Source organism: Streptococcus infantarius subsp. infantarius ATCC BAA-102 (assembly GCF_000154985.1).
GTDB classification, from domain to species: domain Bacteria; phylum Bacillota; class Bacilli; order Lactobacillales; family Streptococcaceae; genus Streptococcus; species Streptococcus infantarius.
Window position 1 is genome coordinate 218,984 of the sequence record NZ_DS572693.1, and the last position, 14,439, is coordinate 233,422.

At 38.0% G+C, this 14,439-nt stretch carries 14 protein-coding genes and 1 pseudogene; 14 read left to right on the plus strand and 1 reads right to left on the minus strand.

Annotated elements, in window-relative coordinates; all coding sequences use genetic code 11:
* Position 1 precedes the first annotated feature (1 nt).
* The 4 genes from STRINF_RS07575 to STRINF_RS07590 are packed head-to-tail and all read left to right on the plus strand — an operon-like array spanning position 2 to position 3,987.
* Complete coding sequence (locus STRINF_RS07575) at positions 2–1,144, plus strand: glycosyltransferase family 4 protein (RefSeq protein ID WP_006532499.1); 1,143 nt, start codon at positions 2–4, stop codon at positions 1,142–1,144.
* A complete protein-coding gene (locus STRINF_RS07580; RefSeq protein WP_006532500.1) occupies positions 1,144–2,076 on the plus strand; it encodes a glycosyltransferase family 92 protein in 933 nt (310 codons plus the stop codon). The genes STRINF_RS07575 and STRINF_RS07580 overlap by 1 nt, the downstream gene beginning before the upstream one ends.
* Positions 2,077–2,099: 23 nt before the next feature.
* Entirely contained in the window at positions 2,100–2,483 is a 384-nt protein-coding gene (locus tag STRINF_RS07585) for a glycosyltransferase (protein ID WP_043878414.1), read from the plus strand.
* 25 nt (positions 2,484–2,508) lie between these two features.
* The gene (locus STRINF_RS07590) at positions 2,509–3,987 is read left to right on the plus strand and encodes an oligosaccharide flippase family protein (RefSeq protein ID WP_223903562.1); all 1,479 of its coding nucleotides are present in this window, start codon (positions 2,509–2,511) and stop codon (positions 3,985–3,987) included.
* A 141-nt stretch (positions 3,988–4,128) separates the two neighbouring features.
* Here the strand turns inward: STRINF_RS07590 and STRINF_RS10020 are convergent.
* A pseudogene (locus STRINF_RS10020) lies at positions 4,129–4,566 on the minus strand (transposase); the annotation flags it as partial.
* Between the two features lie 248 nt (positions 4,567–4,814).
* Between STRINF_RS10020 and rfbD the strand changes: the two are divergent.
* From rfbD to STRINF_RS07640, 10 genes are all read left to right on the plus strand, one after another.
* Positions 4,815–5,669 carry a dTDP-4-dehydrorhamnose reductase gene (gene rfbD, locus STRINF_RS07595; RefSeq protein ID WP_006532503.1) on the plus strand — a complete coding sequence of 285 codons (855 nt, stop codon included), beginning with the start codon at positions 4,815–4,817 and terminating at the stop codon, positions 5,667–5,669.
* A 187-nt stretch (positions 5,670–5,856) separates the two neighbouring features.
* The gene (locus tag STRINF_RS10900; protein ID WP_043878415.1) at positions 5,857–7,422 is read left to right on the plus strand and encodes a hypothetical protein; all 1,566 of its coding nucleotides are present in this window, start codon (positions 5,857–5,859) and stop codon (positions 7,420–7,422) included.
* A 417-nt stretch (positions 7,423–7,839) separates the two neighbouring features.
* Positions 7,840–8,646, plus strand: a complete 807-nt coding sequence (locus STRINF_RS07605) for a dihydroorotate dehydrogenase electron transfer subunit (protein ID WP_006532506.1) — start codon at positions 7,840–7,842, stop codon at positions 8,644–8,646.
* 12 nt (positions 8,647–8,658) lie between these two features.
* The gene (locus STRINF_RS07610; protein WP_006532507.1) at positions 8,659–9,603 is read left to right on the plus strand and encodes a dihydroorotate dehydrogenase; all 945 of its coding nucleotides are present in this window, start codon (positions 8,659–8,661) and stop codon (positions 9,601–9,603) included.
* A 217-nt stretch (positions 9,604–9,820) separates the two neighbouring features.
* Positions 9,821–10,513, plus strand: a complete 693-nt coding sequence (gene pyrF / locus STRINF_RS07615) for an orotidine-5'-phosphate decarboxylase (RefSeq protein WP_006532508.1) — start codon at positions 9,821–9,823, stop codon at positions 10,511–10,513.
* A 53-nt stretch (positions 10,514–10,566) separates the two neighbouring features.
* Positions 10,567–11,196 carry an orotate phosphoribosyltransferase gene (gene pyrE, locus STRINF_RS07620; protein ID WP_006532509.1) on the plus strand — a complete coding sequence of 210 codons (630 nt, stop codon included), beginning with the start codon at positions 10,567–10,569 and terminating at the stop codon, positions 11,194–11,196.
* Positions 11,197–11,270: 74 nt separating this feature from the next.
* Positions 11,271–11,771, plus strand: coding sequence for a YbhB/YbcL family Raf kinase inhibitor-like protein (locus tag STRINF_RS07625; protein ID WP_006532510.1), 501 nt, complete (start codon positions 11,271–11,273; stop codon positions 11,769–11,771).
* A gap of 18 nt (positions 11,772–11,789) precedes the next feature.
* A complete protein-coding gene (locus STRINF_RS07630) occupies positions 11,790–12,443 on the plus strand; it encodes a uracil-DNA glycosylase (RefSeq protein ID WP_006532511.1) in 654 nt (217 codons plus the stop codon).
* A gap of 8 nt (positions 12,444–12,451) precedes the next feature.
* Positions 12,452–13,174 (plus strand): Type 1 glutamine amidotransferase-like domain-containing protein, encoded by a 723-nt coding sequence (locus STRINF_RS07635; protein WP_043878424.1) that lies wholly within the window; start codon positions 12,452–12,454, stop codon positions 13,172–13,174.
* 7 nt (positions 13,175–13,181) lie between these two features.
* Positions 13,182–14,439 (plus strand): dihydroorotase (locus STRINF_RS07640; protein ID WP_006532513.1); only part of this gene is annotated, 1,258 nt, incomplete at its 3' end.

Consider the following 14,439-nt stretch of genomic DNA (forward strand, 5'->3'; position numbering starts at 1 on the left):
AATGAAGTATAAATACAAAAAACAACTGACCAAAATTAAGCGGATATTTCAGAACCCAGGGGACTTTAAATATCTTAACGTGAACAAAAAGGTTAAGCAATCTGGAATGCTCCTTGTTATTCATGAATCACAAGAATTAGGTGCAAGTATTTTAGCATTGCATATTGCTGAGGAACTTAAGCATCAGGGAGTAGATGTCTATATTGTCTCAAGGCAATTTGGCGTGATGAATGAAAAATATAATAAAGTTGCACCCCTTCAGATTGCACTGAACACAAAATCATATGAGGTAATATGCCGTAATCTTTATAAAAAAGGCTATAGAAAAGCATTAATCATTACAGCTTCAAATGGAGATCTAGTGGAAATTACAAAAAAATGTGGTTTTAAAGTGATATCTATGATTCATGAATTAGAGCAAGTTATTAAGATGCTTCATTTGGAAGATGCAACAAGAGATATGCTGGTGTACTCTGATAAAATTTTGTTTTCAACTACAATTGCAAAAAATCAGATTTTAAGTCTCTGTAAAGTTTGTGACAGTCAGAAGATATCTATAAAGCCGCAAGGAACGTATTTGAAAAAGCCCTCATCGGAAGAGATAAAAAGACAAAGAGAGAAGATTGCAGAAGCTTATCCCGTTTTAGACTGTGGCAAAAAAGTGATAGCAGGCGTAGGCAACACAACGGAGAGAAAGGGATTCGACATTTTCCTTCAGACAGCAGCATTAATACCGGAATGTGAATTTATTTGGGCTGGAAAGAAGGAAAATTACTACGATGAGGCAATTGAGAAAAACGGAAATCCATCCAATTTTATTTTTCTTGGTTCACTTAATGCCGAGCAATTGTCTGGGGTATATTCTCTTGCTGATATATACTTAATGTGTTCGCGATTTGATACGTTGCCATCAACTATTTTAGAAGCGTTACTGTTTGGTACTCCTGTTATAGGGGCAAAAAATTCAGGTGGAATTGTGGACATTATAGATTCAGATAATGGATTTTTAACAGAAACGGCTGATAGTAAGCAGTTTGCAGAGGCTATAAAGGTAGGCCTTACTAGGAATTATAAAATTGAAGAGATAGACGGATCATTTGCAGAATATGTGGCATATGTGCTTTCGTTATATGAGGATGAATAATGCTGATAACAGAAGATAAATATTTTATTTTTGATAAACCAAGAAATGAAAATTTTGTATACAAGACAAAATATTGCATAACAGTTATGCAATGCATTGGATATAAAGTGTTGAAGACTATTTTTCGTAAAAAAGCGAGCGATGATAAAAAATATTATGTTTCAATTTGTGGTATTTTTAAAGATGAAGCTTTCTATTTGAAAGAATGGATAGAGTACCATAAAAAGGCTGGAGTAGATCATATTTATCTTTATAATAATAACTCGACGGATAATTATCTGACGATCATTAAGCCATACTTGGAGGAAAGATATATTGATTTAATTGATTGGCCGAAAAGTCAAGCCCAAATGGAAGCCTATCATGATTGTTTTAATCGATTCAGAAATGAAACTAGTTGGCTGGGGTTTATTGATATTGATGAATTTATTGTACCGATTGAAAATAAAAGTGTAAAAGAATATTTCAAAGAGCATGCTTATGAGCAGTCTATTTTAATATATTGGAAGATGTTTGGATCAAATGGTCTTATTCACAGGGATACAAAAAGACCAGTGACAAAAGACTTTACTTCCTGTTGGTATAAATATGATGACATAGGAAAGTGCTTTATTAATACTGAATTTGAAATTTCGGATAAACAACCAATTTTACACCATATGTTATGGACAAAAAGAGGGGTGTTTAATATGCCTCCAGTAAACTGCTGTGGAAAAATTTGTCCAAGAGACTGGTATAATCCAGCTGATAGAGATGTCTTTCCGATTCAAATAAATCATTATGTGCTCAAATCATATGATGAATATATGAGTAAGGTGAATAAGAGTGATGTTATGTTCACTCAAAATCCAAAAGGAGAAGAGCACTTTAGAAGACATGATAGGCCATCGACGAGTACAGACTTTACAATTTCAAAATTTTTAGAAAAATGAGTTATACAAGGGAAAGTTTATATATGGAGAAAAAAGTTTATGCACCGATGTTAATACCAACGCTTTGTAGAGACCAACACTTTATGCGGTGCATAGAAAGTTTAAAGAAGAATACTTGGGCTAAATATACAGATGTCTATATTTGGCTTGATTATCCGCTCTTGGCAACAAAAAATGGCGGTTCGGAAGAGATTTTGGAAGATGGTCGTTTCGGTGAATTGATTGAAAATACGGGGGATGTGTCTACGTTGTCTGCTAATGTATTGGGTGCTGTAAACAACGTGAAAGATTTAAAAAGCAAAGCACTATCCGCACAGAGTCATTTTTCAATGGCGAAAGTTTTGAGTGAATATACTCGATTAATTGATAAAGTTTCGGTAGATAGGAATACGTTAAAAAATGAATAGAACTAAGCGAGCAAAATTAAATGTAATGGTTACGTTAATAACTTATTTTGTACAGTTGTTTCTTATGATGATTGTACGTGTGGTGTTCATTCAAAAGTTAGGTAACGATTACCTAGGATTAAATGGCGTATTAACAAGCACTTTGTCAATGTTGTCACTAGTTGATTTAGGATTGGATTCTGTCTTTGTGTACACTCTTTTTCAGCCATTAAAAGAAAAAGATGCAAAAAAAATCACAGCGGTCATGCGACTTTACAGGAATACCTTTAGATGGATTGCAATTATTGTAACTGTTTTAGGAGTAATTTTAGTAGCGTTTTTGCCTGAAATAATAGGGAATGCAGGCATGAAATTACCGGATGTTTATACCATTTACTTTTTATTTCTAGCGAATACAGTTTCAAGTTATTTGCTTGGTTATAATCGATCTGTATTAAATGCAAACCAGCAAGGGTATATTGTGAATGGAGTAACTTCGCTTAGCTTTGTAGTTGTAAATCTGGCTCAGCTGATTAGCTTAATGATTTTTAAAAATCCGGTTTTGTATGTGTCTATACAACTAATGGGAACTATTGTTTCGAATGTAATTATTACTGTAATTGCGCGGCATGAGTTTCCTTTTTTGAAGGTTACTGACCGAGTTCTTCTTGATTCTTCAGAAAAATCCAAAATTTTTAAAAATGCGGTTGGTGGGTTTTCAAGTAAAATAGGGAGCTTGATCGTTTTTGGTAGTGATAATATTATTTTGTCGCTATTTACTAATCTAGCCACTGTTGGTATCTATTCAAATTATTCAGTAATAACGAATGCTATACAGACAATTCTGCAAAAAGTTTCCAGCGCGTTAGCCCCGAGTGTTGGACATTTAGGTGTTGAAAGAGATTCTGAAAAAAATAGAATTGTATTAACAGAAATAATTTTTATTTTCTATACATTAATCGCGGGTGGATATGCAATTTATTTAGTTGTACTTTCGCCATTTATGCGCATGTGGGTAGGAGAAAAATTTGTATTTTCTGTTCACACGGAAACTTTGATTTCTATTGTACTTATTTTGCAGTTAGTTCGTGTGCCATTTTGGATATACATTGATGCTTTTGGATTACAATGGGTTCAGAGGTGGAAGTCGATCATAGAGTCTTTTGTAAATATCTTCTTAACGTTGCTGTTCGTTGGTCCATTTAAGCTGGGGGTGAATGGGGTATTGCTAGGAACGATACTGTCCACAGCAATGACCGTATCATGGATAGAACCATTCGTTATTTACAAGTATCCTTTGAAAGGAAATTTTCAAGGTGTGTCAGAACTATTGTGTAAGTTTGGATTGCTATTCGGTATTCAAACTTTCCTTGGTTATTTAGGCAAGGCGTACTTGGGTGGTAATTCATTAATTTCAATAATGGGAAAAGTTGCCACGATGCTTTTGGTAAGCGCTGCAATGATTATCATAATGTTTGGCCGAAGCAACTATTTTTGGGCATTAAAAAAGCGTCTGTTCAATTAAACGTATTACTTTTTAGGGTACGGATTGATTACGAACGTAAAAAAAGGTATCGCACAAGCCGACTTTTGGGTTAGTTTGTGCGATGCCTTTTTATTGGTGATAAATTAGGGCTCTTTGTCAACTGTAGTGGGTGACTTATAGCTAAGCACGAGAGGAGACGAAATGCGTCTTCTCTTTTTGCATGTTTAAAGCGATAAAGATACGTTTTTTAAAATTGTCAAAGTTCCTGAATCCAAAGGCATTACGCTTGATGTCTTTGATGAGTTTGTTGGTTGCCTCCAGTTTGGCATTAGAATAGGGAAGTTCAATGGCATTGGTAATGTATTTCTTATACCAAACGAAAGTTGTTAGAGTTGTTTTTAATGAGCGATTGAGTTGATGTAAAACTTCCTGAATTAATCCAAAAAATTATTCGGTATGCTGTTCTTGTAAGTGAAAAAGAAGTAATTGATAAAGGTTGTAGTATTTTTTAAGTTGCGGAACGTGTTTAAAAATCTTGTCTAAACACTCTCTAGGCGTTAACGTTTCTCTGAAAGTCCTTGAATAAAAAGCATTAGGCGATAGTTTTCGACGATACTTTTGATGAGTTAGAACGCTGTAATGGATATTTGGATGTTTTAGAACATGTGCTTGATGTAGCTTCTTTTTGATATAAGGTCGAAAAAAGAATTGTTAAAGCTTGGAATAGTAAGCATCTTTGTTAAATTTTTAGAATTATTTCTAGGAATTTCTGCTCCTTACTGCTTTTTCTGTAAAAATAGTGTAAAATAGTAGGGAATGATTTAAAAGGTTTACAGGCCTTTAGATATGATAAAAGGAGTGCTAAAATGATTTTAGTTACAGGTGCCAATGGGCAATTAGGAACAGAGTTACGTTATCTTTTGGATGAACGTGGTGAGGAGTATGTAGCGGTTGACGTTGCAGAAATGGACATCACTAATGCTGAAAAAGTTGATGAAGTATTTGCACAAGTAAAACCAACACTTGTTTACCACTGTGCGGCATACACTGCGGTTGATGCGGCTGAAGATGAAGGTAAAGAACTTGACTACGCCATCAACGTGACAGGTACTGAAATCGTAGCTAAAGCTGCAGCAAAATATGGTGCAACTCTTGTTTACATTTCAACTGACTATGTTTTTGATGGTAAAAAACCAGTTGGTCAAGAATGGGAAGTTGATGATACTCCAGATCCTCAAACTGAGTACGGTCGTACAAAACGTTTGGGTGAAGAAGCAGTTGAAAAATACGCTGAAAAATTCTACATCATCCGTACAGCTTGGGTATTTGGTAACTATGGTAAAAACTTTGTTTTCACAATGCAAAACCTTGCCAAAACTCATGACACATTGACTGTTGTTAATGACCAACACGGTCGTCCAACTTGGACTCGTACGTTGGCAGAATTCATGACTTACTTGACAGAAAACCAAAAAGAATTTGGTTACTACCACTTGTCAAATGATGCTGATGAAGATACAACTTGGTATGACTTCGCGGTTGAAATCTTGAAAGATACTGATGTTGTCGTTAAACCAGTTGATTCAAGCCAATTCCCAGCAAAAGCAAAACGTCCACTTAACTCAACAATGAGTCTTAAAAAAGCAAAAGCTACAGGTTTTGTCATTCCAACTTGGCAAGAAGCTTTGCAAGAATTCTACAAACAAGACGTTAAAAAATAATCTTGATAAATAGAAGAAACTGAATTACGACTCGGTTTCTTTTTTTGTTTAAACATATCGTTCGGTTTTTTTATTTTCAGTCTTCTTATCTTTTTTCATTGTCCTTTTACCTATTATGTGATATATTAGTAGTAACGTACTGTAATAGAAATGTAATATAAGTTATAAGGTGAGTGTGGTGGTAGCGATGAAAGATACAAACTCAAATGGGCATCGTTTATTAATTCAAAAATTACTTGTCAGCATTCATTACCTAACACTTTTCAGAGATGAAATTGTTTTGGTTGAGAAGACCCCATCTTTATTGGGGGCTTCTTTTTCGCCAAATATTGTGCAATCAGAGTTATGTGAAATTTTGGCAGCAGTGGATGCGCTTTCTAAGCAAGAAAAGTTGATTAAGTCAACTTTTTGGTATGATGAAGCGTCATTCAGATTGATGAATCACTCTTTGGATATTGTCGGTACTTGGGTTCGTGGGATTGATAACGTCTTGGAAATTTGTGAGTCTAAGTCTGTTTTCCATGCGATTTTGGGTGATAATCGTCAACGCGTTTTTGGTGTTTTGATTGATGTCTTTACCTCTCTTCGTGTAACAAATTTATCAATCAAAGAAGAATCTGAATACCCTCTTTTGGTTGATCCGTTACAAGTTGTGGAATACAAGAAAAGAGAAGTCAAAAAAGTAGAGCTAATGGCTAAGATTGATGCTTTGACACCGAGAAAATCTGAAGAAGTTTATGATGACAGTGAAGACGAAAAAGTTGACTCTATTCCAGAATTAGTAGAAAAAGAATTAGCTAAAGAAAAAGCAGCTAAGTCCGAAAAAGTCCTTGGACCAGGTGAATTAAAAGAAGTTGTTAAAGGAAATGACGAAGTAGCCGATAACAAAGGAGACGCTGAGGAAGTCCTTGAACCTGTCGTTGCTGACGAAGCAGAAACTGTTGAAACTACTGATGCTGAAGAAGATGCTCCTCAAACTGAAGTAAGCCCAGAAGAAGTAAGTGAATCAGTTGATGAAGAACCAGTTGTTGAGGTAGAGGTGGAAAATTCTGACGAAGACAGCGAAGAGCAAATTCAAGAAGAAGTGACTCAATCTCCTGAAGAAGAAACTGAACAAGAAGTCTCAGAAGAAGCTGAGCTTGAGGAAGCTTCTGATGAAAATGAAGAAATTGAAGAAACTGCAGAACTAGAAGTTGAAGACGACCTTGTCGAGGCAGAAGAGCCTGAGACAGTTGAGTTGGAAGAACCAGCTGATGAAGTTGCCACGAGCGATGAAAAACAAGTTAGCGATAACGAAGTGGTTGAGAAAGTCCTTCTTGACGAAGAATCTGAGAAAGAAGAAGTCAAAGAGTCTGATTTTCCAGTAATCAGTCGTGATGAGGCTGTTAAGCAGTTCCGTCACTTCCTTTTCGACCATAAAGGCTTGGTATGTGTCTTGGATGCTGGAGATGATTTGAAGCGCGAGATTAACTTCTACAATGCGTTTGATCGTTTTTATGGTGCAGTAGATAATATCTCAGATTGCTTGGTTATCCTTGAAAATGTTTTGGATGAATTACGCCGCCGTAAAAAAGAAGTCTTTGATGCAGAAGGAAACTTGATTAGCGAACCGACTGAACCAATTAATCTATTGATTTATGGTCAAAATATCTTGCTAAAAGATAGTCGCTTTGAAACCTTGATGTCAGAAATCGCCCCATTTACCGGACGCTCTGATTTAAACATCTATTCTTATGCAGCATATCTAGATTAAAAAAACAGTCCAGTGGACTGTTTTTTCATGAGCCTGAAAACAGAAAAGCGAATAAGTCCAGTGGACTGTTTTTTCATGAGCCTGAAAACAGAAAAGCGAATAAGTCTAGTGGACTGTTTTTTCATGAGCCTGAAAACAGAAAAGCGAATAAGTCCAGTGGACTGTTTTTTCATGAGCCTGAAAATAGAAGAGCGAGCTAAGTCCATCAGAAACTTACAAAAATAATTGACAAGCAAATGAAAACGCGTTATAATAGTAAAAATTTGAAAACCTTTAATTAAGTCCAGAGAGACTTTCAAGGTTACTGTAAAAAAGAGTGTTATCTCTGATAAAGGGTATGAGTGTACTTTGGTGTGCTCTGCTTATTTTGCTGTAACCTTGCCTTCTGGCGAGGTTTTTTTGTGTGAAAGGAACACTATGAATTCAAGTTGTAAAGACAAAACTTCTGTGTTAAAAGAAGATTTACTGATTGTTAGTCAACGTGAGATTGCCCCACGCATTTTTGAGATGAAGCTTTCTGGTGAGATGGTCTTGGACATGGCACCTGGTCAATTTTTGCACTTGCGTGTGCCGGACCCTAGCAAACTTTTACGACGTCCGATTTCGATTTGTCAGATTGATAAGGTCAATAAAGTGGCAACGATTGTTTACCGAGTAGAACGCGCTGGGACAGCTATTTTATCTCAGCTAAATGCTGGTGATCGCGTTGATACCATGGGACCTCAGGGTAATAGCTTTGATTTATCAGTCATCTCAGCTGGTCAAACAGCTCTTCTCATTGGTGGGGGTATTGGTGTTCCGCCTTTGGTTGAAACAGCTAAGCAGCTTGCTGCTAAGGGTGTTGAAGTCGTTTCTGTGCTTGGCTTTGCGACTAAAGATGCTGTAATTCTAGAAGAGGAATTGTCAGCTTACGGTAAGGTTTATGTGACAACAGATGATGGATCATATGGAACTAAAGGATATGTATCAACGGTTGTTGATGATTTGGTTGAAAAGCAGTCGTTTGATGCCATTTATTCATGTGGTGCGCCTGGCATGCTAAAATATGTGGATAAGAAATTTGAAAATCACCCACATGCTTATTTGTCAATGGAATCACGTATGGCTTGTGGCATGGGAGCTTGCTACGCTTGCGTAGTACATTTGCGAAATGCTAAAGAAGCAGCCAACAAGCGCGTGTGTGAAGATGGTCCAGTCTTTGAAACTGGTCAAATCATTTTGTAAGGAGGCAAAATCATGTCAGAAAATCGTTTAGCGGTCAAACTTCCAGGGCTTGATTTAAAAAATCCGATTATCCCAGCGTCAGGATGTTTTGGTTTTGGACAAGAATATGCCAAATACTATGATTTGGATAAACTTGGCTCAATCATGATTAAGGCAACGACCAAGGATGCGCGTTTTGGTAATCCGACACCTCGTGTGGCAGAAACACCATCAGGCATGCTAAATGCCATTGGTCTGCAAAATCCTGGTGTTGACGTGGTCTTGTCAGAAAAACTTCCTTGGTTAGCTGAGCATTTCCCAGAATTGCCAATCATTGCTAATGTTGCAGGATTCTCAAATGACGAATACGCTTATGTGTCAGAAAAGATTTCAAAAGCACCAAATGTCAAAGCAATTGAGCTTAACATCTCTTGTCCGAATGTTGACCACGGTAATCATGGCCTTTTGATTGGTCAGGTACCAGAATTGGCTTACGCTGCTGTTAAAGCCAGTGTAGAGAACTCAGATGTGCCAGTCTATGTCAAGTTAACACCAAGCGTCACTGACATTACGACAGTTGCTAAGGCTGTTGAAGAAGCCGGTGCGACAGGATTTACCATGATTAATACCTTGGTTGGTATGCGATTTGATTTGAAAACACGTAAACCAATCATTGCCAATGGTACTGGAGGCATGAGCGGTCCAGCGGTCTTTCCAGTAGCTCTTAAGCTTATTCGTCAAGTAGCGCAAAGTTCTGATTTGCCAATTATTGGTATGGGTGGTGTTGATTCGGCAGAAGCGGCTATTGAGATGATGATCGCTGGTGCGTCAGCTATCGGTGTTGGAACAGCAAACTTTGCAGATCCTTACGCTTGTCCAAATATCATCGATCGTTTGCCAGAAGTCATGGACCAATATAGCATCACAGATCTCGAGACTTTACGTCGCGAAGTTCGTCAAGAATTACGTGGCAAATAAGCTCTGCTATTTGATTAAAAAGTCAGTAAATTTTTGACTTTGATTGTAAAAAAAGATATACTATTAACAACTGAATAACCTTTAATTGAGTCCAGAGAGGCGAGAAAGGTTCGTGAAAAAAAGAAGATATAATCTTTGATAATGGGGTGTTTGCTACCCTGCTTTTCGTGTAACCTCGCCCTCGGGCGGGGTTTTCTTTATAGAAAAAGGAGAAAAAATGCACGAAAGTCGTCCGATTATTGCTCTTGATTTTCCATCATTTGATGATGTAAAATCATTTCTTGCTTTGTTTCCTGCAGATGAGAAGCTCTATGTCAAGATTGGTATGGAACTTTATTATGCTGAAGGGCCAGAGATTGTTCGTTATGTGAAATCTCTTGGACACTCAGTCTTCCTAGATTTGAAATTGCATGACATTCCGAATACGGTTAAATCTGCAATGCGTGTGCTTTCAAATCTTGGTGTTGACATGACTAATGTTCACGCAGCTGGTGGTGTTGAGATGATGAAAGCGGCGCGTGAAGGGCTTGGACAAGGTCCAAAATTAATTGCGGTAACACAGTTAACATCAACATCAGAAGAGCAAATGAAAGAAGATCAAAATATCCAGACAAGTTTGGTTGATTCTGTGCTTCATTATGCGAAAAAAGCTGAAGAAGCTGGTCTTGATGGCGTTGTCTGCTCGGCTTGCGAGGTTGCTGTTATCAAAGAGGCAACGTCAGATGATTTTGTTTGTTTGACACCAGGTATTCGCCCAGCAGGAGCTTCGGTTGGTGACCAAAAACGCGTCATGACGCCAAGTCAAGCATCAGCTATCGGATCAAGTTATATCGTTGTTGGACGACCAATTACTAAAGCTGAAGATCCAGTGGCAGCTTACAAAGCGATTTACGGCGAATGGAACGCTTAGTATTTTAATACTAAAGTGAAAATTGATTTTTGAGTTTAGAAAAGAGGAATAAAATGACTTTAGCATCACAAATTGCATCAGATTTGCTTGATATTCAAGCAGTTTACTTAAAACCAAATGATCCATTTACATGGGCATCTGGAATCAAATCACCAATCTACACAGATAACCGTGTGACTTTGTCTTACCCAGAAACACGTACTTTGATTGAAAATGGGTTTGTTGACAAAATCAAAGAAGAATTTCCAGAAGTTGAAGTGATTGCCGGAACTGCAACAGCTGGTATCCCACATGGTGCTATTATCGCTGACAAGATGAATCTTCCATTTGCTTACATTCGTAGCAAACCAAAAGATCACGGTGCTGGAAATCAAATCGAAGGTCGTGTAAGAAAAGGTCAAAAAATGGTTGTCGTTGAAGACCTTATCTCTACTGGCGGTTCAGTCCTTGAAGCTGTTGCGGCTGCAGAACGTGAAGGTGCTGATGTTATCGGTGTGGTAGCCATCTTCACTTATGAATTGCCAAAAGCAACTGAAAACTTTGAAAAAGCAGGTGTAAAACTTGTAACACTTTCTAACTACACAGAGCTTATCAAAGTGGCTAAAGTGCAAGGTTACATCACTGCTGATGATTTGACATTGTTACGTAAGTTCAAAGAAAATCAAGAAACTTGGCGTGACTAATTGAGTTAGTATTTGGCTACTAAGGTGAAAAAACTTTGGTGGCCTTCTTGGTTTAAACATGGAAAGGGGTTATAATGAAACTATCATCACCATTTAAAGATAATGTTTTACCAGATACCTATGCTAAAGGGGCTAGTGTTCAAGTGAGAGGAAACGCTGTGATTTCTTTTCCTTTTACGATTGAGGATGCTCCCAAAGGAACAAAGACATTTGCTTGGACCTTTGTCGACTATGATTCTATCCCAGTTTGTGGCTTTGCTTACATTCACTGGGTAGTGGCTAATGTGCCAGCAGATATAACAGCTGTTCCTGAAGATTTCTCTCGTTTGGATGTTAAACATACACATGGTAAAAATAGCTTGGTTAGCAAGTTTTTAAATGAGGATAACTCAGATATTTATGATGGTTATATGGGACCATATCCACCGGATAAAGACCATGTTTATACCCTTACGGTCTATGCTTTGGATTGTGAATTGCCACTTGAAAATGGTTTTTACATGAATGATTTGCGACATGCGATAGAAGGACATGTCTTGGCAAAAGAGGTGCTAGATTTAGTAGGGAAATACTAAAACTAACGAGGAGTGAACATGCAACATTCAACTTGGCATGAATTAATTAAAAAGGAATTACCAGAGCATTATTTTGGGCAAATCAATCAGTTTATGGACTTCGTCTATCAACAAGAATTGGTTTACCCACCACGTGAAAAAGTCTTTAACGCGATTCAGACAACAGCACTAGAAAATGTAAAAGTTGTCATCATTGGTCAGGATCCTTACCATGGTCCGAATCAAGCACAAGGCTTGTCATTTTCAGTACCAGAAGACATTCCAGCTCCGCCATCTTTGCAAAATATTTTGAAAGAATTGGCAGATGATTTGGGGCAACGTGATCACCACGATTTAACACCGTGGGCACAGCAAGGAGTGCTTCTTTTAAATGCCTGTCTGACGGTTCCAGCTGGTCGTGCAAATGGTCACGCGGGGCAAATCTGGGAACCTTTCACAGATGCAATTATCAAGGCGGTTAACCAAAAAGAAACACCTGTTGTCTTCATCTTGTGGGGCGGCTTTGCACGTAAGAAAAAAGCTCTCATTACCAATCCTATCCATCATGTCATTGAAAGTGCACATCCAAGTCCACTCTCAGCTTATCGAGGATTTTTTGGCAGCCACCCTTTCTCAAAAACTAACGCTTATTTGACAGAGGATGGCCTCGAACCAATTGATTGGTTGAAATAATTTTTAAGATGATTTATTTTTTGGCGAGTAAGCCCTTGGATTATAAAACGAAGCGCCTAAATCCTGCTAATGGTTTTATTAATCTCTTGAAACAACATCTTTCTAGTGAAGTTAGAGCGCTGTTTATTTGTGCTGATCCACAAGCGTATGATTTCAATGACTGTTATGCTGCAGATGTAAAGGAAGCATTTGAAGTAGAAGGAATCATTTTTTCATCATGTGGGGTTTTAGATAATCGATCAGCATATCAAGCAGGGAGATTAGTTGAAAGAGCTGACCTCATTTTCTTAGCAGGTGGTCATGTTCCAACACAAAATGCATTTTTGAATTCTATTGATTTAGCTAATCTTTTAAAGAATAGCCAACAGGTTTTAGTTGGAACAAGTGCTGGCTCAATGAATGCTGCTGAATGCGTTTATGCTCAACCAGAAGAACCTGGTGAAGGTATTTCAAAAGATTATAGGCGTTTCTTAAACGGTCTAGGTATAACGAAAATTCAATTAATTCCCCATTATCAAGACACAAAAGATTATCTACTTGACGGTCTTCGTCTATTTGAAGATATTACTTATCCGGATAGTATCGGACACAACTTTTATGCTATTTGTGATGGTAGTTACCTCTATGGTAATGGTAGTGAGGAAAAAGTATTTGGCGAGGTATTTCGTATTAAGGACGGTGTTTTGTCGCACATAAGTAGCGATAATTGTATTTATCAATTTAGAAAGTGAGTTTAACATGTTACTTATTAAAAATGGTCGTGTTGTTGATCCGAAATCTGGTTTTGATCAGGTAGCGGATGTACTTGTCGATGGTAAAAAAGTTGTTAAGATTGCGGATGCAATTGAAGAAGCTGGCGCTGAAGTGATTGACGCTACTGGTCTTGTTGTGGCACCTGGCTTGGTGGACATTCACGTACACTTCCGTGAACCAGGTCAAACGCATAAAGAAGACATTCACACAGGTGCATTAGCAGCGGCAGCTGGTGGCTTCACATCAGTTGTGATGATGGCAAATACCAACCCTACCATTTCTGACGTTGAGACTTTGAAAGAAGTTTTAGCCAGTGCAGCTAAGGAGAACGTTCACGTTTACACTAATGCAACCGTAACGAAAAACTTTGACGGCAAGACTTTGACTGATTTTAAGGCTTTGCTTGAAAATGGTGCTCTTAGCTTTTCTGACGATGGTATTCCGCTTCAAAGCACAAAAGTGTTAAAAGAAGCCTTGGATTTGGCTAAAGCAAACAACACATTTGTGGCTGTGCACGAAGAAGACCCAGAATTAAACGGCATCCTTGGATTTAACGAAGGTATCGCACGTGATAAATTCCATTTCTGCGGAGCAACAGGTGTGGCAGAATACAGCATGATTGCGCGTGATGTTATGATTGCCTATGACCGTAGAGCTCATTTGCATATCCAACACTTGTCAAAAGCTGAATCAGTGAAAGTGGTTGAATTTGCTCAACAATTGGGAGCAAACGTCACTGCAGAAGCAGCACCGCAACATTTCTCAAAAACAGAGGATTTGCTTTTGATCAAAGGCTCTGCAGCCAAGATGAATCCACCTCTTCGTACTGAAAAAGACCGTTTGGCGGTTATTGAAGGCTTGAAATCTGGTGTCATTTCAGTGATTGCGACTGACCACGCGCCACACCATGCCGACGAAAAGAATGTCGATGACATCACAAAAGCCCCATCAGGTATGACAGGGCTTGAAACGTCGTTATCACTTGGTTTGACAAACTTGGTTGCGACAGGCGACTTGACGCTTTCAGAATTGCTTGCTAAGATGACCATTAATCCATCATCTATGTATGATTTCGATGCAGGTTATTTGGCTGAAAATGGCCCTGCAGACATCGTCATCTTTACTGACAAAGAAGAACGTGTCGTGTCTGACCACTTTGCTTCTAAAGCTTCAAATTCACCATTTATCGGTGAAAAACTTCAAGGTGTTGTCAAATACACTATCTGCGATGGTAACATTGTAT

Bases quoted from the DNA above. Each gene is read 5' to 3' on its own strand.
- STRINF_RS07575 (WP_006532499.1), top strand. From the start codon at position 2: ATGAAGTATAAATACAAAAAACAACTGACCAAAATTAAGCGGATATTT.
- STRINF_RS07580 (WP_006532500.1), top strand. From the start codon at position 1,144: ATGCTGATAACAGAAGATAAATATTTTATTTTTGATAAACCAAGAAAT.
- STRINF_RS07585 (WP_043878414.1), top strand. From the start codon at position 2,100: ATGGAGAAAAAAGTTTATGCACCGATGTTAATACCAACGCTTTGTAGA.
- STRINF_RS07590 (WP_223903562.1), top strand. From the start codon at position 2,509: ATGGTTACGTTAATAACTTATTTTGTACAGTTGTTTCTTATGATGATT.
- rfbD (WP_006532503.1), top strand. From the start codon at position 4,815: ATGATTTTAGTTACAGGTGCCAATGGGCAATTAGGAACAGAGTTACGT.
- STRINF_RS10900 (WP_043878415.1), top strand. From the start codon at position 5,857: ATGAAAGATACAAACTCAAATGGGCATCGTTTATTAATTCAAAAATTA.
- STRINF_RS07605 (WP_006532506.1), top strand. From the start codon at position 7,840: ATGAATTCAAGTTGTAAAGACAAAACTTCTGTGTTAAAAGAAGATTTA.
- STRINF_RS07610 (WP_006532507.1), top strand. From the start codon at position 8,659: ATGTCAGAAAATCGTTTAGCGGTCAAACTTCCAGGGCTTGATTTAAAA.
- pyrF (WP_006532508.1), top strand. From the start codon at position 9,821: ATGCACGAAAGTCGTCCGATTATTGCTCTTGATTTTCCATCATTTGAT.
- pyrE (WP_006532509.1), top strand. From the start codon at position 10,567: ATGACTTTAGCATCACAAATTGCATCAGATTTGCTTGATATTCAAGCA.
- STRINF_RS07625 (WP_006532510.1), top strand. From the start codon at position 11,271: ATGAAACTATCATCACCATTTAAAGATAATGTTTTACCAGATACCTAT.
- STRINF_RS07630 (WP_006532511.1), top strand. From the start codon at position 11,790: ATGCAACATTCAACTTGGCATGAATTAATTAAAAAGGAATTACCAGAG.
- STRINF_RS07635 (WP_043878424.1), top strand. From the start codon at position 12,452: ATGATTTATTTTTTGGCGAGTAAGCCCTTGGATTATAAAACGAAGCGC.